Raw genomic sequence first — 16,615 nt, 5'->3', positions numbered from 1 at the left:
CTGTGACAAATATTGAACCGGCTACCGGCTTTATGCCAGTACTCATTTCAAAATTTGCGGACTGGTTGGAAAACTTTTCCACGGTTGCACCCAAATAGGTGTCGAGGCCGCAGGCCCTAGGCGCAAAAGGCTTTTCGGGCGCACATCCTATAGCAATATGGCCTTTTGCCCTTAACTTTAAGATTAGTGGCAAATTGCCAATTTACGAGGGCGGAGCGACATATGGTCAGTCGTTCGGACGGGTGAGCCTGAGGTTGACTGCCTTGTGCAGAGAGGGCGACGAGCGGGGAGGATTCAGCGCAGTACAGGATCGAATTTGATGCGGCGGCCTATGATGATTGCCAATAACCACAGGCTACCGAATACAGCTGCGGCGACGAAAGCGACGGTCTGCACATCTTGCGACAATACGTTCAAGCCGAGGCCGACGGCGGCCAGGGCCAGGGTCAGAAACAGCCAGGCGGACTTGGTCATGGAATACTCCGGTAAACGGTTCAGAAAACCCAGTGTTCAGTGGCGGGAGCGGCCTGAGTGCCCTGGGTCAGTTGCAGCGGTGATTGCATGTTCGGCTTCATGACTGCCAGCTGCGGACGTTGCTGCAGGTGATGGGGAATCGCCTGGCTGACCTGTGCGGCATCATCAGCGGTGGTGGATTGAAAATGGAACATCACCAGCGCAGCCAATGCAATGGTATTGAGGGCTAGTAGAAGTGCGCTGTTCATGGGCATGTTCTCCGCAGGTGGCTGGGCCGGACTGTATTTGTAGGATAAAGGATTGCAGGGGCCGTGCCAGTCTTTATTTGACAATAAATCCTTTTAAATCAAATAGTTATATATGTTCCGCATTGCCGTGATGTTGCAATTTGCAATGATGGCATTTTGGGGGAGTGCATTTTGCACGATGGCGGCCAGCTGCCCGTAATCGTTGAGTGGAATACGCGTTAAAGTCATGGGCGTAGGCCTACACTCAAAAAGCCTACGGACGACATGACAAAATTGACCTGCGCCGTTAACATGCACGCCGTCCGTCGCCGTGCTCCTTGCCGGTTGGCTGTCATTAGTCCCAGTAGCTCAATTGGATAGAGCATCCCCCTCCTAAGGGGAAGGTTGGCCGTTCGAACCGGCCCTGGGACACCATATTATTCAAGGCTCTCAGCCTTTTCCGCCTGATGCTTGATTTGCCCGTGACAGCAGGGTGGCAGCAAATGGCGCTCGAGTTAGCCCCGCTCAGGCCCACCTGGCGGGGCTTTTTCGTAACTCATATCAGGGAACGGTATGGAAACTTTGACGAGCTTGGCTTTGACTGTAATCAGTTCCGCTGGTGTGAGTACCGCTCTACTGGCGGCACTCGCGTGGTTATCAAGAAATTGGATAAGTGAAAGGCTAAAGGCTGGCATCAGGCATGAATATGATGACAGGTTGGAAAAGCTTAAAGCTGAGCTGAAGGCCCAGGGCGATGCGCAGCTCACGTCATTGAAATCAGAGCTAGATCGCCAGGCCGAGAAGCTTCGGATCGCATCCGCTTCTTTTTCCGAAGTGCAAAAAGCAACCATTGCGCGGAAAATCGAAGCAGTAGATGTTCTGTGGAAAGGCATCGTTGAAGCGCGTGACGCCTTTCCAAGCGACGCAGCGCTCACTGACGTCCTTTACGATAAGGAACTGGCCCGGGTGTATACAGATGAAGGATTCGCGAAGCTCGCGGAGAAGCTTCGGATGCTAGATCACTTTGCCTTTTTCCAAACTGGTTTCAAGGATGTTCAGGCTGTTCGGCCTCATCTTGGTGAATACACCTGGGCTGTATATTCGACACACCGATCCCTCCTCACTCGTGCCCTGTACCTGCTTTCAGAAGGAAGTCGCGCACCCGCGAAGGTGATTTGGTTTGAGGATCAAATAGTGCGGGATTTCGTGAGCTCTGCTCTTGGGCCAGAAAAGGCTGAGGAGTTTGTGGGATTGGGGAGCGCTCGTTTTAAATGGCTGCAGCAGAACTTTGACACTCTGTTTTTCACAGCTATTGACACCCTTCTGACAGGGCAAAATTTCAGCGACGCGGCCCTCAAGCAAGCCGAGAGAATGGAGCAAATGATTTCTGCCGCCACCATATCTAAGGCGTAGTAAGCTCCCTTATCCTCAGCACGGTGGTGGTCGAGCAGTTGGCGTGACGGGCGGTCGCGCGAATCCCCAGGCCGGCGCCGAGCAGCTCGGTGACACGCTTGTGCAGATCGGCGTCCACCGGCCGCCCCTGGTACTTGCCGGCGGCCTTGGCCTTCTCGATGCCCTGGGCCTGTCGGTCACGGCGCTGCTCGTAATCCTTGCGGGCGATGGCTGCCATCATTTCCACCAGCATTGAGTTGATGGCCCCCAGCATCCGACCGGTGAACTCGTCGCCCTTCGTGTCCTGCATTCCCTGATGGCTGGTCGGCAGATCGAGCGCGACGATACGCAGGCCCTTGGAGTCGATAGCGGTCTTGAGCTTTTGCCAATCCTCTACCGGGAGACGGGATAGCCGGTCGATGGATTCCACCAGCAGCACGTCACCCTTGCGCGCATCTTTCAGCAGGCGCAGCAGCTCCGGCCGGTCGGCGGTGGCGCCGCTGGCGTTCTCCAGGTACACGCTGGCGATGACCTTGTTATGGTCGCTGGCGAACTGCTCGAGCGAGGCGCGGGCGCGGCCGGCGTCTTGCTCTTCGGTGGATGCTCGGAGGTATGCGCGGATGAACATGATGGGTGCCTGTATCAGTTAGGGCGTTCTACTAATACTGTTGCACTATGGGTGTCACTTATCAAGCGAAAAGCACGAAAAAGGCGAAATAAGCCTGTATCTGGATAGGCATACCTTTTTGGGGCGATTTGGGTAAGGCATACTCGATTGAACGGACAAGCGGCTTGCTACAAGCGGCTCATTTTCAGGGGAAGGGGTTATGAGTAGCGCAATCGACGAGATAGGGCTTGCCATAAAAAAACTGGAGGCATACCAGCAGGGGGCAGAGGAAAAGCTACGCGCTGCGGAGGCTATCCGAGCAGTCGCAGAAGATGTCTCGCGGTCCTTCGGGGGCTCTTGGTTGGGATATCATTCAAGAGTCTATTACAGAGATTTTCGTCCCCCACTTGCCGGGCACAACTTCAGCAAAGAGTGGGGCATGCAGGAGCATTTCGGTCAAGGTACTTATGGCGATTGGCATGAGTGCGCGTTTGACGACGTAGTGAATGCAATTTATGAAATGGCCGGCAACCCGGATCTCGCCGATGCTGATGCATATCGCGAGCAGGGCGAGGCACTATTTGCAAGTGTTATCGATGAACTCGAAGTTGTGTTGCGGATATTTGTTAGAGATACAGGAGATTCTTACGCATCTCAGTTACTCGAGGACGTTTCAGGTAAGAAGGTCGGGACTCGTGCGCTTTTTCTAGGCCTTTTACAACCCAAAGGGCAGGTCATGACCCGTGATTCTCTAGCCCTCAGTCAAGGTTTTTTGACGCCCCCACATATAAAAGTTATGTCTGACTGCTTTGTGTACAGGGCCCCCTACGAAGCTATAAGTCGTCTGCTTCCTGTGATCAAAAAGGCGTACTCGTACCTATCAAGATTTGAAAAAACTCAGGCTAAGGAGGCTCTAGTGGGAACAAATATTTTCATCGGTCATGGCCGCTCCCACGTGTGGCGTGACTTAAAGGATTTTGTCACTGAGCGACTGAAACTGCCCTTTGATGAATTTAACCGTGTCCCTGTAGCAGGTATTACAAACATTGCACGACTTGCGGAAATGCTTGATTCAGCAGCAGTCGCTTTCATCGTCATGACCGCTGAAGATGAACAGGCAGACGGTAAGATGGAAGCTCGAACGAACGTAATACATGAGGTCGGACTTTTTCAAGGTCGCCTTGGATTCACTCGAGCGATTGTGCTTCTGGAAGAGGGGTGCGAAGAATTTTCGAATATCCAGGGACTAGGGCAGATCCGATTCCCCAAAGGCAACATCAAAGCCAAGTTTGAGGAGATCCGCCAGGTACTTGAGCGCGAAAAAATCATTGAGCCTTGAACTATTTTTTTTTTCTAAATAAACGGGTGCAAAAGACCAGCTAGAGCGGGGTGGGCGCCATAGTGTGTAGGTTTCAACACACTGTGTTGTTTTCGACGCGGTGGCGGGTCAAAGCGAGCTGGGGCGAATATCCGTGCCGTTCTGCGTGCCAGAGATTCGGTACTTCTGAACCTCGCCCGCCGCCACCTCTGAGGCCGTCTCTTTCATTGGCTGGCCAATCTGCATTGCGCAAAGGCCGTTGCCCTCGTCGTCGCCGGCGATGCCGACGATATGTCGGCCTGGCTTGACTTGGAATTTCACCACTTCGCCGGTGTTGATTCTGGCGACCTTTTTGCCATCGATGAGCACGGTGGCCAGGCAGCCGCCAGACGCCCAAAAGCCGTTATCTCGGCTTACCACCAGCGTCGCACCACCAGGGACGGCGGACTGGTAGGCGTAGACCCGATCAGTTGGGACGCGCTTGGCCGAACCTGGCTCTACCGGTGTGCTAGAACAGCCGGCCAGCAACAGGGCTGCGGCAGTGAGCAAAATCCTGTGCATATTTCTTCCTCGTGGGTTGATGGGGGACTTTATACCAGTCCGGCTACATCTGGTCTTCGGCGTAGATCGCGGCACTGATAATCGCGCCTCCTACCCGCCGCTTGCCGTAGCAGAGCGGTACCGGGTTGCCTGATGCAGTGGTGTTCTTGGCGCTGCCGAAGGCGTAGCCGGGCGTGTTCTCGGGGGCTGCGCTGGTCTTTAGACCGCCGGCCTGGGGGCTGAGCATTTGGATTACGCCGCCGGCCACGAGCGCAATCCCTGGAGCAAGCGTTGCGCCGCTTGTAAATGCGCTGGCTACGATCAGCACGATGCCGACGATGGTCTGAAGTATCCCGGCGCGCTTGCTCCCGGTGATCACTGGAACCACCCTTATTTCCCTGGCCCCGCCGAGAGTCAACTCGGATTCGCCTACGTTCTTCCTGTTGCGGAAAATTGCGAACTCCAGGCCGATAGACCTTGCTCGCGCGATGTCGCTCAGGAAGCCCGGGTGATTCACATCGATTGCCCTTAAAGCCTCCCTTGTATCGCCATGAGCGGACAGGGCATAGGTATGTCGACGGCCATATTTTTTGGCCAGTGAGCCACTGAGCAGAATGGTTGTGCGCGGTGAATATTCGATGGCAGTCATACCCGATCCTCAGCGTAAATAGCAGCGCTGATGATGGCGCCACCCCAGCGACGGTGGCCGATACAGAGAGGTACGGGCAAGCCCGATGCCACAGTATTTTTCGCACTGCCGAAGGCGTAGCCGGGTGTGTTCTCGGGCGCGGCGCTGGACTTCAACCCCTGGGCTTGAGGGCTCAGCATTTGAATCACGCCGCCGGCAGCCAAGGCGATGCCCGGCGCAAGAGTTGCACCGCTTGTGAAAGGGCTCATAACGATCAGTACAGCCCCTATGATCGTCTGCAAGATGCCCGCACGCTTACTGCCAACGATCACGGGAGCGATGATGATGTCGCCCTGGCCTTGGTAGTTGAGCTCACTCTCCCCAATGTTTTTCTTGCCCCGAAAAACGGCGAACACCAACCCGCGCGACCTGGCGTTTGAGATAAAGCGCTCCAGGCCGGGAATCTGCACACACAGTGCTTTCAAGGCTTCCGCCGGCGTCCGCACGGCAAGGTCGTAGGACCGGCCGAACTGCCGGAGCTGGCCGTAGAGTTTGACGGTGGTCATAGGGGAGTTATCGAATGCTGTAGCGGCCATGGGGCCTCCTATGGATTGGTGGAAGGGGCAGGAAGCCCAAGGCGAATGGCGAGCACTGCGCGCGACATACGCGCCTGATCGATGGTCAATTGCTCCTGGCGCGGGTCGTAGTTCCACACCCGGCTGTAGATAGCCTCGCTGGCCCGGGCGCCTCGGAATGTGCCCCTCAGCAGGTCGGCCGAAACCCTGGCCTCGTCCTCGGTGAAGAAGGGGCCGTCGATGGTCACTTGCTGCCCACCACTGACGTGCTGCACCTCCCACACTGTGTAGCCGGCGTTCGGCCCCTGGATCAGTTCGTAGGGTTTGAATTTCTGCGTTTTGCACGCCTCGGTAAAGCGCTCTTGAAACGTCATGTCTTCTTACTCAAAGAATCAGCCGGCTGATCGGCGCTACCAATACTTGCGCAGCGCACGTATGGGCAGTTAGGCCGCTTCGGATTGATCAGGGGTCGCTTTTGCAGAGGTGCGAGTGGGCATTTTCGCCAGCCATTCGCGAAGCGCTTCGGAGCCCTCGCAGCCCGATCGCCACTTCTCAAATCGGCCCGTGTAACCATTCGAATTGGCAACCATGCCGCTCAGTGCAACACCGGCATTGGAGGCGGTGGCCAGCACGTCATCGTAGATCGCTAGCATCTGCTTGAGCCCTTCGATGTCTTCAGCGCGCGACGCGGCAATGCCTGCACGAGAGAGGCTGTCAGCCGCCTCTGGTGATAGCCCGGAGAGCATTGGGTTTGCCCTGAGCACCGCCTCTACAACGTCGGGGTGGCTGCCTGCTCGCGCCTCAGCGACTAGTCGCTGACGCTCTTCAGGCTTGAGGCCTCGCACGATGGATCGCAGCTCCTGATCAGCCAGGAAACCAACAACGTCCGAGCTAGCGCGGGGCGTGACCGCTGCAAATCCACTGGCCACTGTTTGGGCCAACGTGAGCATATCTTTTGCCGCCTTCTCCATCGCCGGCATCAGGGCGGGGATGATTCCATCAATCTGCTCCTTGCCCTTGCGCTCAATGGCAGCGGCGTTGAGGTCCTTGTTCTCGCGAATCGAGAGGATTTCTTCTCCGAGGTCCTTGAACGCCTCCAGCGACAAGCCCTGCAAATGGCGGACAGACTTCAGCAAGCCACCGGCCTGCCAGGTGCCTTTGGTGCCATCGGGTCGCTGAATATTGAATGTTCTTGCCTCTACCTGGGAGTGCTCGTATTCGGAGTAATGGAGGTTGGCCAAGCCAACTTTGAGGACGGATCGTTTGCCGATTTTCATTGGGTTACCTTTTGATTGTCTGGCCGTGGTTCGACCGTTTTTTGGTCTGAGGCTTCGCTCAGGATCTCGAATAGGGACACGCTCTCTTGGGTGCCGCCGCCGGCTGCTGCTGCGTGCAACTCGTCCATAAGGGCGCTTATCTCTCGCACGTCGCGATTGAACTGGGTGAGACCGGATTGCTGGCGCAACTTAGCCACCTGGCTACGGATGTTCATGGCGGGCCTCGATGATCAGTTGATACTGTTTTGCGACGTGATCTTTGATGTCTTGCCCAGCAGCCAGTGGCGGGAAGATCCAGGCACCAGGACTTGGGAATGGCCGCATATCCATCACACCTACCGGAGCGGGACGGCGGAGGCTTTCAATTGCGCGGACGTGGAGAATGAACGCCTCTGCCAGATTGGCCGCGTCATTGCTGTTCATGGTGCACAGTGGGAAGTGCATCACCGTCTGTACGCCCAAGACGGGATAGTTGAACGAATGGCCCACTGTCTTGGGGTAGTCCATCTCGTCCTCAACCGCGTCAACCCGGCAGTCCACCACCGTCAACATAACGAGAACTGTCTCTTCGTCGTCGGTGCCGATCTTCTCTGCAATTCGCTTGAGCTCGGCCCGCATCCACTTAATGCTCATTGCCGCATTCCCTCCATCTGTTCGCGGAGTTCTTCGACGGCCTTCTGTAGCTCTGCAACTTCGATAACCCGGGCAACAGCGCCCAGCCCTTCGATTAATGCTTTGCCCTGGTCGGGCGGCAGCTCGCCGGCGGCAACTGCGCGGAGGATTGATTTGGCTGCGCTGGGTAGGTCGGTATCGTCGAGCTCGAAGCACACTGTCTCGGCAGTTGGCTTGATTGGCGGCACCAGGCGTTCAAGGATCAGTCGGCAAGCCTGCATATCGCCCTTCTTGGCTGCTGTCAGAACCTTTTTTGTCACGGCGTCCGCACCTTCTGCGAGCCGGGCGCGCAGCTCCTGCGTTTGGCCAGAGCGACCACCGGGATTACCTGACTGCCCCGGCTTCCATTTGCCGGCTTTATCGCGATCAGTCATGCGGTGGGCGATTCCATAGCGATGACCGGTTTGTTTTCAGCGAGCGCTATCAGCAGGGCGGATGCTTGAACGCTTCCGTCTGCTGCGGCTTCGCGAAGGCGGCCCCAGGCGGCAGCAACTTCGGAGCGAGTAGGTTTGTGCTGGCGTCCTCGGGCGGGCTTAGCTGTGTTCATAGGTGCTGCCTCGAATGGGTTTTGAGTGGCTCAAAAACTCACATTAGGCATGATCTGATCATTTATCCAGTGCTTTTTAGGTGCACCTCAGGTGCTACACAGAACGGGATTGAATGGGACTGAAATAGTTGGCTTTGGCAGGATTGGAGAGGGGGATTTTGTTGCATTAAGTCGGCAGCAGCCAAAATGATACATGGCCGGGTTTCCGGCTCAGTCCGAACTCAGATTGAGGATGGAGCGGGGAGGGCTGACATACCATTTCGGGAGGTCAGGTTCCGCGCCACGTTTTGCGAGATTTGAAAACGTGGCGCGGATTTGATGTGTCCAGCTTTGGACGCATCTCGGTATTCGCTGAGCGGTCGTCGAGCAGTCGTCGAATGGTCGTCGATATGTTCCCCACCAGTGGTGGAATACCTGCTCCGACCTGCTGTCAGGCGTCCTTTTGCGGCGCCAGGACGAATTCAACCGCCACGCGGTCTGCCGGCTCGGTTTTGCCGGCGTCAGTCCTGGCCCTGCGACTGATGTAGATGTCGCCGCATTCCTTGGCTGCCTGCTCCATCAGTTTCATCGCCATCACCAGGTGCCCGCGCGCCTCGGCCTCTTCAAGCATCCGCCCAAGCGCGCGCAACCTCATGGATCGGTTGGCGATCGGCTCCTTGACCACCTCAGACCGGAAACCGGCCCTGGTGTCTTCGAACAGCGTCACCCAGCGCTTTGCCAGGCCCTTGCTGCTCTTGCGTGTCGGGTCGTGGGTCTCGACCTGCTGGCGCGACACGACCACGCCGAAGCCATCCTTAACGGCGGTCGCAACCTGTGAGGGCGAGTCGAAGCACGCCAGGGACTGGACGATAAAGGCTTTGATTTCGTTGCTGAGCGCGGCCATGGGCTGGAATCTGTCTAGGGTCTGTCAAGAATCCTCATGCTTGCCCAGGCGGCACGCAAAGGCAATGCCGGTGAGCGCACGTTAGGTAACGGTAAAGTAACGTTAGTAGCGTTACCGACCAGTCAGGCCATACGGTCCGATTCGGCTCATATGGTCTGTCTCGCAACGCCTGGGCTGAGTACCGAGAAAATCGGAACCACTCCCGATCTGCCAGATAGACCAAACCGTCTCAGTGAGACCAAATCGTCACACAGCACGATAATCCCCTGCCTTTTCGCGTTTATGTAGAGTTTTCACCTGGCGCTGTGTCGAGATACCCTGAGAAGTCAGGACATCTCTGGAACCCCTATGTCAGTCATCGACTGCGATTACCTGCCCGACCCATCCAAGACCGCATTCCCGCCAGAACTGGCGCTGCTGATAGTACGCAAGGCTGCATCCATGGCCGAGGCGTTCGAACAGCAGGCCCTGGACCAGTTGACCAAGGACGCAATTTCAGCGATATCCGCCGGCGCCGATCCTCGCCAGGTCATCCGGCAAATGCGGCTGTAACTTCCTCAGATTGAGGGAGTCGTTTCCAGGAACGAGACCCCTTTTACGACTTGCTCGCGAAACTACCGGGATTCCGGTAGATGCCCCAAAATTTCGGGATATCTCGGTCGTGCACTCGCCCCAGATTTGGGGGCTGCAATTATTTTGCACCCCCCACCTATTGCGTGACTAGTAACGGTGATATACCTTTACTCCATCGTAACTAGTAACAGGGAGGACAGATGACAGATCAAGCCAAGCCCCCGCGCTCAGCAGCCGCCAGGCAGCGGGACTACAAAGAACGCCAACGCGCGGCCGGCTACAAGCTCACAGCCGTGTGGATTCACGAAGAGACGGAGCAGGAGGGTAAGCAGGCAGCACGCGACGGGAAGCCACTCAAGCCGATGGAGTCGAAAGACCCCTTGAGCTGGGCGGCGGGCTGGATCAGCGAGAAGGGTAAGCAGTAACCGGCGGAATGTTTCGCCGATTGGATCGATGGCTCGTATTTGAGCCATCGCAGAAGAGGTGCCAGGCCGCTGCGCGAACAGTGGCCCGGCTATCGCACGACACAACTTGAAGGTACACGTCATGCAATTTAAACAGAATACCATCCAAATTCTGGATGCGCGCGGCCAAATCATCGCCATCATGGCGCTGCCGGCCAACATCAAGCTCACCGAGCTGGCCCCGTTGAAGATCCTGGGCGACATCAGCTTCAAGGTTCTGCCGGGCGCCGCCCCATCACGCGGGATCTGCTTAGGGGGTGTCGTATGAACAACCTCCCGGCTGTTTTGGTGCTTGAAGGCGAGGTCCTGCGCGACGTGTTCATCAGCTCCGAAGAAATGGCGCGCATGAATGAGGCTCGCGCCACTTTCAAAGAGCTGCGCGCAATACTCATGGGTCATGTGATCCCGGCACTTGGCGGTTTCGATAACCCGGTCGCCACTGAGATCGAGCGCCGTCTCGAAACTGTCACTCTCGCCAGCCGTAACTTTCTCTACCAGCATCGTTACTCTGGCGCTGTGCACGCTGCTGTAGACGTTGGGGGTGACCAATGACTGTCTCATTTGCCAATCACCAAGCGCTGCAAGGGCTGGACAGTGAGCGGATCGCCGAGCTGGCCCTGCTTGGACTTCGGTACCGCGCCCTGGGTGCGGGCCTGATCGACTTCACTGACGCTTCAAAGTTTGATGTGTACTGGACTGGAAAGCGGCTGGTGGAGAAGGCGGTGGATGATGCGATCAAGGCCGCCAAAGCAAGAGGCCCACTCGCCGATTCTAAGTACGGGATCGCACAGGGGAACTTATCGGCGCTACTCAACTGCGGCTTGATCGACGACGAGACCTACATGACGCAATACAGGCTGCTGTCCGACCAAGCCTGAAACAACGAAACTTTCGCGTTATCGAGGGCACTACCCCGTCACAGGGTGGTGCCCTTTTTCATTTGTTGGCGGTGGGTGCCTTCTCCGCGAGGTAGATAAGGTCCTTCCTCACTTCCTCGGCACACGGTCTGCACATTCCGATCTTTGTCCAAGGCAACCAGTCGATAACAAGGAAAGTGAAGCCTCCGATACGCTTACATTTCCCTGCATACCCATGGGTGCATCGGGCCTGTTGGTACGTCTGTGGTCCCATCTTATAAACCCCTGGTGGTGGTAATTTAATAAGGGTGGGATATTTTCCTTCCAGCTACACCGCTGGAGACCCCGGTTTTATTGAAAGGTAGTGGGAAAAAATCCCAGTACCCCGCCACTCAAGAAAACTAACGGGACGCAACGGGACAGCTAAAGGTCGATGACTGGGAAAAAATCCCACTACTCGACGGAAAAATTCCCACCGAAAAACTCGAATTACACGAACCTGAATCGTGGCGGGCCAGGCCCTACTTCCAGATCCTTGCCAGGACAGTCGTCTATCGCTGCCCAGGTGATCGCGTACAGCGCGCAACGAGCCATTCCCTGCTCCCTGCCTCCCTTGCGGTTCTCCCTGGTGCGAATGATCAACCCGGCGTCCATCAGCTCGGCCAAGGCAGAGGAAAGCGTCTTGGCGTCCATGGGCTTCCCCTTTGCCATCATTGAGGCAGTGCATGACAGGTCGCCGTTGTTGCGGCCGTTGTAGTTCCTGGCCAGCTTGATCAGCACGGTCACGGCTTTTGTCGACAGATTGTCGAAGGCGTCACTGATCAGCAGTCGATAGGGCAAGGCCAATACTCGACCACCGCCGAAGTCGACCTTGTATTTAGTCTTTCTGGCCATTCGGCAACTCGCAGGCAGGCGCGCAGCGACGCCCTCGGGAATGAGGGCGTCTACGCGGCTCGTTTACTGGCTTTCCTTGGTAAGGACGTACAGGCCAACCCGGTGCGGGCGCCTGCCTGGTGCGGCGGTCTGGTAGCACCACTCCGTCATGATTGCCCAGCCTTTGCGCCTCAGGTGTCGGATCGTGGAGGGCGGGTGAACAATATCAAGGGAGCGTGCCGCGTCGATGGAGGACACCGGCCCGACTTTGAGGGCCTGAATCATCCTCAGGGCTTGCGCCTCTGTTGAGTGGCTGTCCGGGTCTGGCTGTCCGGGTTCGATTGGCTCTACGCGCATTTGGCAGCCCTCCACAATGCTGCAGCCTTTGGCGGCGGCGTGAAGTCATCAGGCAATTGCATGAGGCTGCGAGTGAGGACGCGGTACCGCTTGCCCTCGACCACCATCAGCCAGTAGTCGCCGTCGGCGTGTAGCAGGATGCCGGATCGCCCAATCAGGTTGGCGCGTTCCGGAGTCAGGATCAGCGCGCGTCGGCCGCTGATCAGGTTGTGTGCCTCGCTGGCGCTATTGGCGGCGCTGGCAGTAGAATTGATCAGTCTCATCTGTGGCTTCCCAAAGCATTCCGATGCGATACGTCGGGCCGGTGTTGGTAGCACCGGTTCGACAACCCCTTCTAAGGCCATCCCAGGCCGAGCCTTCACCGAGCACCAGCCTTAGCGGCGCGCTCAACAAAAGCCTTTAGCTCCGACACCAGAATCAGGCGACGACGACCGATCTTGAAAGCCTTCAGGTCGCCGGCGGCGATGGCCTTATAGATGCCGGTCCGGGTGCAATCCGTGATTCGTGCCGCCTCATCAACCCCGATGGAAATTTGAGACGGGTCAAACTGTAGCGCTGCATTCATTGTGTTTCCCCTTGATCGTTCCGTTGGTCTGTATGATACTGAATGGAACGTAAACATCGTATTTGTAAGTAACACGATCTGCAAGCAAAAAGTTTGTAGACGCGAGGAGTCTTTAGATGGCAAACCGCTCAAACAAGGTCGTTCTGTCGGCCAGAGTTGACCCTTACCTGAAGGCGGCTCTGGAGCTATTGGCGGCTTCGCAAAAAGAGAAGATCGTGAAGTTACTGGAGACGTTTCTTGAAAACGGTATGCACGATTTTTATGTGGTGAATCCATTCCTGCCGAAAGGTGGTGAGGCAGAAAAAACCAGCTTCATGAATGTATTTACGGCCATATGGAGCGACGATGAGGTCGTTTATAAACTGAGGGCTGGTGTGCTCGGCCCTCAGTACGCAGGGGAGACTGCTTGGCGCCAAGCAATGGTTGTCACTGGTGACCACTATTTCAAAGGCGCTGATGACCTATATGGGGATTTGAACGGGCTCAGTGAGAAGTGGGGCTATAAAGCTGAATACAACTACTTCTTGGACTTGGAAAAGGTCAGGTCGGAATGGCCCTTGATCGAGGGTTACGTCAGCTTCATTGAAAGCAACAAGCCCTTCGAGCCTTCCTATGAGGACTACAAAAGGATGCACCAGCAGTCGAAGGCTAAATAAGCTCGACTGCTGCAGCCTTTGTGCCGGGCGCCAAGTGGGCGTAGCGCAGAGTCATTTTGATATCGGCGTGCCCCAGCAGGTCCCGCACTGTGTTGAGGGGCACGCCGGCCATCACCAGGCGCGATGCGAAGTCGTGCCGCATATCGTGCCAGCGGAACGCCTCGATCTGTGCCCGCTCCAGCAGCTTGAGCCAGGCGCTTTTCACATCCTCAAAGCGGCCGCCGTCCTGCCCTGGGAACACATACTGGGAATCCCCACTCTGCTTTTTCCACTCGTCCAGCACTCCAAACACCTCCTTGTTCATCGGGATGTGTCGCGTGTCGCTTGTTTTGGTGGTGTCTCCGGCGACCGTAATTGTCCTTGTGTCGAAGTTCACGGCCGGCCATTTCAGATCAAACAGCTCGCCGCGCCTCATGCCCGTATTCAGGGACACCAGCACCATTGGCTTCAGATGATCCGTGTATGGCATCTGCAGCAGGCTGGCCAACTGCTTTTTGCCCCGATCTGCGCGCCACTTGTTCGCCGTCTCGCGCTCTGCGCGCGCCTCATCCTGGCGGGCGTCCAGTGCTTCCCGCAGGCGCTTGGCTTCCTCCGTGCTCAGGTATCGGATAACTCCGTTGGAGTCGACCTTGAGCTGTTTCAGCTTGGCCAGAGGGTGATCCGCGATGTAGTCCCACTCTGCCGCGCGACTGAATACGCCGCTGATAGAGCCCATTTTGCGGTTCACCGTTGAAGGTTTGTTTCCGGCCTGCATCCATCCGGTGCGGATCTGCTCAAGGTCGCGACCAGTGATGTCGCCGAGGCGCCGGTGCATGATCGCGTCGAAGTTGTTGTTGAGCGTGTGCAGGGTCTTTTCATGGCCTTTGTGGTGGGCCTTGAACCACGGCATATAGGTGTCGTCGATGAATTCACGCAGAGAGGGGAGGGCTATGCCCTTTCGGCCTTGGGCGACTGCCAGGGGCTCGCCGTGGGCGTGCGCGTCGGCCAAGTACTGGGCGGCCTCGGTTCTGGCCTGATCGAGCGTGAGAACGCCAACGCGCCCCAGGGTGGCGTTCTTGTTGCGCCCCCAGGTGACCATGTAGGACTTGTGCCCGCTGGGCAGCACGCGGATGAAGAAACCTGGTTGCACAGTGTCATGCACGCGGTATGCTTTCGGATCGGCGGCCAGGCTGCCGATCAGCTTTTGAGTGATTTTGGTTTTCAAGGTCTCGACCGTGACAGCAGGGTGACAGCAAAAAACACTATACCGTTGTGTTCCGCTGTACTCAACGGAACGTAAAGCCCCTGATTTACTGGTGCCGTCCTTTGTTTGCTGGCTGTCTTTTGACCCTCCTAAGGGGAAGGTTGGCCGTTCGAACCGGCCCTGGGACACCACATAATCGTTCCTGCCCCCGCGGCCGATACGTCAGCAAGCCCCGATCAGATTTATCTGGCGGGGCTTTTTTGTGCCCGGGCGTTTGAGTGCGGCAGTCTTTTCAAACACCAACCGAACCTTGCCCGCGTTTGAGGTTCACACGGGAGGCTTGGGCGGGGCGGAGCAAGTATTCGTCTACATCGTGTACCTCGCAGGTCACTGTCGAGCGTCTGACACGTAGCCAATTGGCATGAGCAAAATATTCCCCGGCAACCGCGTGTTTTGGCTGTCCGGACCCGACGACCCGGGACTATCATTCCGGTAGTCCTGACACCCACAGCAAGGAGCCGCTCGGAACGCCGATGCGCCAGATCTGGAAACCTTTTCGAGCCCTTTATTTTGCTTCCCTGATGATGCTGATCGGCTCCGGCCTGCTCAGTACTTACCTGGCCTTGCGCCTGGCGGCAGATCACGTCGACAGCCTGTGGGTGGGTGCGCTGATGGCCGCCAACTATTTTGGCCTGGTATTGGGGGGCAAGATCGGTCACCGCCTGATTGGCCGCGTCGGGCATATCCGGGCCTACGCCACCTGTGCCGGGATCGTCGGTGCGGCGGTGTTGGGCCACGGGCTGATCAACTGGCTGCCAGCCTGGATTGTGCTGCGGATGATTGTCGGCCTGGGCATGATGTGTCAGTACATGGTCATCGAGAGCTGGCTTAACGAGCAGGCTGAAGCCAAGCAACGCGGGGCGGTGTTCAGCGGCTATATGATTGCTTCGTACCTGGGCCTGGTGCTGGGCCAACTGATCCTTGTGATGCACCCTGAGTTGGGCCTTGAGTTGCTGATGCTGGTCGCGCTGTGTTTTGCGCTGTGCCTGGTGCCGGTGGCCATGACTCGCCGTATTCACCCGGCCCCCCTGCATCCGGCGCCGATGGAACCGCGCTTCTTCATCAAGCGGGTGCCGCAGTCCCTCAGTACGGTGTTGGGGGCCGGGCTGATTGTGGGTTCCTTCTATGGTTTGGCGCCGCTGTACGCCTCTCAGCAGGGGCTGACTACCGAGCAGGTCGGTCTGTTCATGGGCAGCTGTATTTTTGCCGGGCTGCTGGTGCAGTGGCCGTTGGGCTGGCTGTCTGATCGGTATGACCGCGCGCTGTTGATTCGCTGCTTCGCCTTGTGCCTGGCGGTGGCTGCGTTGCCGTTGGCGATCATGACCCAGGTGCCGTTGGAAGTGCTGTTTGTCGCAGGCTTTCTCTGTTCCCTGGTGCAGTTCTGCCTTTACCCGCTGGCCGTGGCGTTTTCCAACGACCACGTCGAGGGTGATCGCCGGGTGTCGCTTACCGCGATGTTGCTGGTGACCTACGGTGTCGGCGCCAGCGTAGGCCCGCTGTTGGCCGGTGTGGTGATGAAGCTGTTCGGCAGCCACATGCTGTATGCGTTTTTCAGCCTGTGTGCGCTGATCCTGGTGTGGCGCATCCGGCCCAAGGCCGTCACCAACCTGCATCAGGTGGACGATGCACCGCTGCATCACGTGGCGATGCCTGACAGCATGTCCAGCTCGCCGCTGGTGGCGTGTCTCGACCCACGAGTGGACGAGCAGGTGGTGCAGGAGCAGATGCAGACCGCCGTTCCGGAGGGCCCTGAGCCTGAAGTCGATCCCGAGGTGGAGGAGCCATCACCGGTCACCGAGCCCCCGGAGCATCCGGACCCGGATGAGCACCCCCATGACCTGAGCAGGGCGCGCCCCTGACAGCAAAAAACGGGCAGTTCCCTTGAGG

At 57.3% G+C, this 16,615-nt stretch carries 26 protein-coding genes and 1 tRNA gene; 10 read left to right on the top strand and 17 right to left on the bottom strand.

The window, feature by feature from the left end:
* Positions 1-294: 294 nt before the first annotated feature.
* Both D109_RS0104610 and D109_RS0104605 read right to left on the bottom strand, forming a co-directional pair.
* On the bottom strand, positions 295-474 hold the full coding sequence (locus D109_RS0104610) for a PA3371 family protein (RefSeq protein WP_017475886.1): 180 nt from the start codon (positions 472-474) through the stop codon (positions 295-297).
* Between the two features lie 20 nt (positions 475-494).
* Entirely contained in the window at positions 495-722 is a 228-nt protein-coding gene (locus tag D109_RS0104605; protein ID WP_026077782.1) for a hypothetical protein, read from the bottom strand.
* Positions 723-1,059: 337 nt separating this feature from the next.
* Here D109_RS0104605 and D109_RS0104600 point away from each other — a divergent pair.
* Both D109_RS0104600 and D109_RS0104595 read left to right on the top strand, forming a co-directional pair.
* Positions 1,060-1,136 (top strand) — tRNA-Arg (locus D109_RS0104600).
* A gap of 138 nt (positions 1,137-1,274) precedes the next feature.
* Complete coding sequence (locus tag D109_RS0104595) at positions 1,275-2,114, top strand: hypothetical protein (RefSeq protein ID WP_026077781.1); 840 nt, start codon at positions 1,275-1,277, stop codon at positions 2,112-2,114.
* Here the strand turns inward: D109_RS0104595 and D109_RS0104590 are convergent.
* On the bottom strand, positions 2,104-2,721 hold the full coding sequence (locus D109_RS0104590) for a recombinase family protein (protein ID WP_017475883.1): 618 nt from the start codon (positions 2,719-2,721) through the stop codon (positions 2,104-2,106). The two genes, D109_RS0104595 and D109_RS0104590, sit on opposite strands and share 11 nt — an antisense overlap.
* A gap of 199 nt (positions 2,722-2,920) precedes the next feature.
* Between D109_RS0104590 and D109_RS0104585 the strand changes: the two genes are divergently transcribed.
* Positions 2,921-4,039, top strand: a complete 1,119-nt coding sequence (locus tag D109_RS0104585; protein WP_017475882.1) for a TIR domain-containing protein — start codon at positions 2,921-2,923, stop codon at positions 4,037-4,039.
* A 108-nt stretch (positions 4,040-4,147) separates the two neighbouring features.
* On the opposite strand, the gene D109_RS0104580 is transcribed toward D109_RS0104585, so the two are convergent.
* The 9 genes from D109_RS0104580 to D109_RS0104540 all read right to left on the bottom strand — a co-directional run bounded on the left by D109_RS0104580 (position 4,148) and on the right by D109_RS0104540 (position 9,140).
* Positions 4,148-4,579, bottom strand: coding sequence for a hypothetical protein (locus D109_RS0104580; protein ID WP_017475881.1), 432 nt, complete (start codon positions 4,577-4,579; stop codon positions 4,148-4,150).
* Positions 4,580-4,622: 43 nt separating this feature from the next.
* The gene (locus D109_RS0104575; RefSeq protein ID WP_017475880.1) at positions 4,623-5,207 is read right to left on the bottom strand and encodes a tail assembly protein; all 585 of its coding nucleotides are present in this window, start codon (positions 5,205-5,207) and stop codon (positions 4,623-4,625) included.
* Complete coding sequence (locus D109_RS0104570; protein ID WP_017475879.1) at positions 5,204-5,782, bottom strand: tail assembly protein; 579 nt, start codon at positions 5,780-5,782, stop codon at positions 5,204-5,206. The genes D109_RS0104575 and D109_RS0104570 overlap by 4 nt, the downstream gene beginning before the upstream one ends.
* 8 nt (positions 5,783-5,790) lie before the next feature.
* Positions 5,791-6,135 (bottom strand): hypothetical protein, encoded by a 345-nt coding sequence (locus D109_RS0104565; RefSeq protein WP_017475878.1) that lies wholly within the window; start codon positions 6,133-6,135, stop codon positions 5,791-5,793.
* A 69-nt stretch (positions 6,136-6,204) separates the two neighbouring features.
* Positions 6,205-7,038 (bottom strand): hypothetical protein, encoded by an 834-nt coding sequence (locus D109_RS0104560; protein WP_017475877.1) that lies wholly within the window; start codon positions 7,036-7,038, stop codon positions 6,205-6,207.
* On the bottom strand, positions 7,035-7,253 hold the full coding sequence (locus D109_RS0104555) for a hypothetical protein (protein ID WP_017475876.1): 219 nt from the start codon (positions 7,251-7,253) through the stop codon (positions 7,035-7,037). Before D109_RS0104555 ends, D109_RS0104560 begins: the two co-directional genes overlap by 4 nt.
* Complete coding sequence (locus D109_RS0104550; protein ID WP_017475875.1) at positions 7,240-7,671, bottom strand: hypothetical protein; 432 nt, start codon at positions 7,669-7,671, stop codon at positions 7,240-7,242. Before D109_RS0104550 ends, D109_RS0104555 begins: the two co-directional genes overlap by 14 nt.
* On the bottom strand, positions 7,668-8,084 hold the full coding sequence (locus D109_RS0104545; RefSeq protein WP_017138405.1) for a DUF5681 domain-containing protein: 417 nt from the start codon (positions 8,082-8,084) through the stop codon (positions 7,668-7,670). Before D109_RS0104545 ends, D109_RS0104550 begins: the two co-directional genes overlap by 4 nt.
* Before the next feature lie 603 nt (positions 8,085-8,687).
* Positions 8,688-9,140 (bottom strand): DUF2280 domain-containing protein, encoded by a 453-nt coding sequence (locus tag D109_RS0104540; protein ID WP_017475874.1) that lies wholly within the window; start codon positions 9,138-9,140, stop codon positions 8,688-8,690.
* A gap of 348 nt (positions 9,141-9,488) precedes the next feature.
* Here D109_RS0104540 and D109_RS0104535 point away from each other — a divergent pair, with 348 nt between their 5' ends.
* The 5 genes from D109_RS0104535 (at position 9,489) to D109_RS0104515 (ending at position 11,055) form a co-directional block, all read left to right on the top strand.
* Entirely contained in the window at positions 9,489-9,692 is a 204-nt protein-coding gene (locus tag D109_RS0104535; RefSeq protein ID WP_017475873.1) for a hypothetical protein, read from the top strand.
* Positions 9,693-9,913: 221 nt separating this feature from the next.
* On the top strand, positions 9,914-10,138 hold the full coding sequence (locus D109_RS0104530; protein ID WP_017475872.1) for a hypothetical protein: 225 nt from the start codon (positions 9,914-9,916) through the stop codon (positions 10,136-10,138).
* 121 nt (positions 10,139-10,259) lie between these two features.
* Complete coding sequence (locus tag D109_RS0104525) at positions 10,260-10,445, top strand: hypothetical protein (RefSeq protein WP_017475871.1); 186 nt, start codon at positions 10,260-10,262, stop codon at positions 10,443-10,445.
* Entirely contained in the window at positions 10,442-10,729 is a 288-nt protein-coding gene (locus tag D109_RS0104520; protein WP_017475870.1) for a hypothetical protein, read from the top strand. The genes D109_RS0104525 and D109_RS0104520 overlap by 4 nt, the downstream gene beginning before the upstream one ends.
* A complete protein-coding gene (locus D109_RS0104515; protein WP_017475869.1) occupies positions 10,726-11,055 on the top strand; it encodes a hypothetical protein in 330 nt (109 codons plus the stop codon). The genes D109_RS0104520 and D109_RS0104515 overlap by 4 nt, the downstream gene beginning before the upstream one ends.
* Positions 11,056-11,523: 468 nt before the next feature.
* Here the strand turns inward: D109_RS0104515 and D109_RS0104510 are convergent, their stop codons facing one another.
* From D109_RS0104510 to D109_RS0104495, 4 genes are all read right to left on the bottom strand, one after another.
* Positions 11,524-11,928 carry a hypothetical protein gene (locus tag D109_RS0104510; protein ID WP_017475868.1) on the bottom strand — a complete coding sequence of 135 codons (405 nt, stop codon included), beginning with the start codon at positions 11,926-11,928 and terminating at the stop codon, positions 11,524-11,526.
* Between the two features lie 63 nt (positions 11,929-11,991).
* Positions 11,992-12,192: a helix-turn-helix domain-containing protein gene (locus tag D109_RS01000000131700; protein WP_032868238.1), complete on the bottom strand. Its 201-nt coding sequence runs from the start codon at positions 12,190-12,192 to the stop codon at positions 11,992-11,994.
* 62 nt (positions 12,193-12,254) lie between these two features.
* A complete protein-coding gene (locus tag D109_RS0104500) occupies positions 12,255-12,527 on the bottom strand; it encodes a hypothetical protein (RefSeq protein ID WP_017475866.1) in 273 nt (90 codons plus the stop codon).
* A gap of 95 nt (positions 12,528-12,622) precedes the next feature.
* Positions 12,623-12,829, bottom strand: coding sequence for a helix-turn-helix domain-containing protein (locus tag D109_RS0104495; RefSeq protein WP_017475865.1), 207 nt, complete (start codon positions 12,827-12,829; stop codon positions 12,623-12,625).
* A gap of 116 nt (positions 12,830-12,945) precedes the next feature.
* On the opposite strand from D109_RS0104495, the gene D109_RS0104490 reads away from it, so the two are divergent.
* A complete protein-coding gene (locus tag D109_RS0104490) occupies positions 12,946-13,485 on the top strand; it encodes a hypothetical protein (RefSeq protein WP_017475864.1) in 540 nt (179 codons plus the stop codon).
* Here the strand turns inward: D109_RS0104490 and D109_RS0104485 are convergent.
* Entirely contained in the window at positions 13,478-14,689 is a 1,212-nt protein-coding gene (locus D109_RS0104485) for a site-specific integrase (protein ID WP_017475863.1), read from the bottom strand. The genes D109_RS0104490 and D109_RS0104485 overlap by 8 nt on opposite strands.
* Before the next feature lie 512 nt (positions 14,690-15,201).
* On the opposite strand from D109_RS0104485, the gene D109_RS0104480 reads away from it, so the two are divergent.
* Positions 15,202-16,587, top strand: a complete 1,386-nt coding sequence (locus D109_RS0104480; protein ID WP_017475862.1) for an MFS transporter — start codon at positions 15,202-15,204, stop codon at positions 16,585-16,587.
* Positions 16,588-16,615 lie beyond the last annotated feature (28 nt).

The sequence above is a fragment of the Pseudomonas sp. PAMC 26793 genome (genome assembly GCF_000313235.1).
Lineage (GTDB): Bacteria > Pseudomonadota > Gammaproteobacteria > Pseudomonadales > Pseudomonadaceae > Aquipseudomonas > Aquipseudomonas yamanorum.
This window is presented reverse-complemented; position numbering and strand designations above follow the sequence as displayed.

Coding starts and splice junctions, on each gene's coding strand:
- D109_RS0104550 (WP_017475875.1), bottom strand. CDS start 7,671: ATGAGCATTAAGTGGATGCGGGCCGAGCTCAAGCGAATTGCAGAGAAG.
- D109_RS0104570 (WP_017475879.1), bottom strand. CDS start 5,782: ATGGCCGCTACAGCATTCGATAACTCCCCTATGACCACCGTCAAACTC.
- D109_RS0104540 (WP_017475874.1), bottom strand. CDS start 9,140: ATGGCCGCGCTCAGCAACGAAATCAAAGCCTTTATCGTCCAGTCCCTG.
- D109_RS0104610 (WP_017475886.1), bottom strand. CDS start 474: ATGACCAAGTCCGCCTGGCTGTTTCTGACCCTGGCCCTGGCCGCCGTC.
- D109_RS0104490 (WP_017475864.1), top strand. CDS start 12,946: ATGGCAAACCGCTCAAACAAGGTCGTTCTGTCGGCCAGAGTTGACCCT.
- D109_RS0104525 (WP_017475871.1), top strand. CDS start 10,260: ATGCAATTTAAACAGAATACCATCCAAATTCTGGATGCGCGCGGCCAA.
- D109_RS0104565 (WP_017475878.1), bottom strand. CDS start 6,135: ATGACGTTTCAAGAGCGCTTTACCGAGGCGTGCAAAACGCAGAAATTC.
- D109_RS0104500 (WP_017475866.1), bottom strand. CDS start 12,527: ATGAGACTGATCAATTCTACTGCCAGCGCCGCCAATAGCGCCAGCGAG.
- D109_RS0104520 (WP_017475870.1), top strand. CDS start 10,442: ATGAACAACCTCCCGGCTGTTTTGGTGCTTGAAGGCGAGGTCCTGCGC.
- D109_RS0104590 (WP_017475883.1), bottom strand. CDS start 2,721: ATGTTCATCCGCGCATACCTCCGAGCATCCACCGAAGAGCAAGACGCC.
- D109_RS0104560 (WP_017475877.1), bottom strand. CDS start 7,038: ATGAAAATCGGCAAACGATCCGTCCTCAAAGTTGGCTTGGCCAACCTC.
- D109_RS0104530 (WP_017475872.1), top strand. CDS start 9,914: ATGACAGATCAAGCCAAGCCCCCGCGCTCAGCAGCCGCCAGGCAGCGG.
- D109_RS0104575 (WP_017475880.1), bottom strand. CDS start 5,207: ATGACTGCCATCGAATATTCACCGCGCACAACCATTCTGCTCAGTGGC.
- D109_RS0104595 (WP_026077781.1), top strand. CDS start 1,275: ATGGAAACTTTGACGAGCTTGGCTTTGACTGTAATCAGTTCCGCTGGT.
- D109_RS0104495 (WP_017475865.1), bottom strand. CDS start 12,829: ATGAATGCAGCGCTACAGTTTGACCCGTCTCAAATTTCCATCGGGGTT.
- D109_RS0104585 (WP_017475882.1), top strand. CDS start 2,921: ATGAGTAGCGCAATCGACGAGATAGGGCTTGCCATAAAAAAACTGGAG.
- D109_RS0104480 (WP_017475862.1), top strand. CDS start 15,202: ATGCGCCAGATCTGGAAACCTTTTCGAGCCCTTTATTTTGCTTCCCTG.
- D109_RS01000000131700 (WP_032868238.1), bottom strand. CDS start 12,192: ATGATTCAGGCCCTCAAAGTCGGGCCGGTGTCCTCCATCGACGCGGCA.
- D109_RS0104515 (WP_017475869.1), top strand. CDS start 10,726: ATGACTGTCTCATTTGCCAATCACCAAGCGCTGCAAGGGCTGGACAGT.
- D109_RS0104510 (WP_017475868.1), bottom strand. CDS start 11,928: ATGGCCAGAAAGACTAAATACAAGGTCGACTTCGGCGGTGGTCGAGTA.
- D109_RS0104535 (WP_017475873.1), top strand. CDS start 9,489: ATGTCAGTCATCGACTGCGATTACCTGCCCGACCCATCCAAGACCGCA.
- D109_RS0104555 (WP_017475876.1), bottom strand. CDS start 7,253: ATGAACATCCGTAGCCAGGTGGCTAAGTTGCGCCAGCAATCCGGTCTC.
- D109_RS0104605 (WP_026077782.1), bottom strand. CDS start 722: ATGAACAGCGCACTTCTACTAGCCCTCAATACCATTGCATTGGCTGCG.
- D109_RS0104545 (WP_017138405.1), bottom strand. CDS start 8,084: ATGACTGATCGCGATAAAGCCGGCAAATGGAAGCCGGGGCAGTCAGGT.
- D109_RS0104580 (WP_017475881.1), bottom strand. CDS start 4,579: ATGCACAGGATTTTGCTCACTGCCGCAGCCCTGTTGCTGGCCGGCTGT.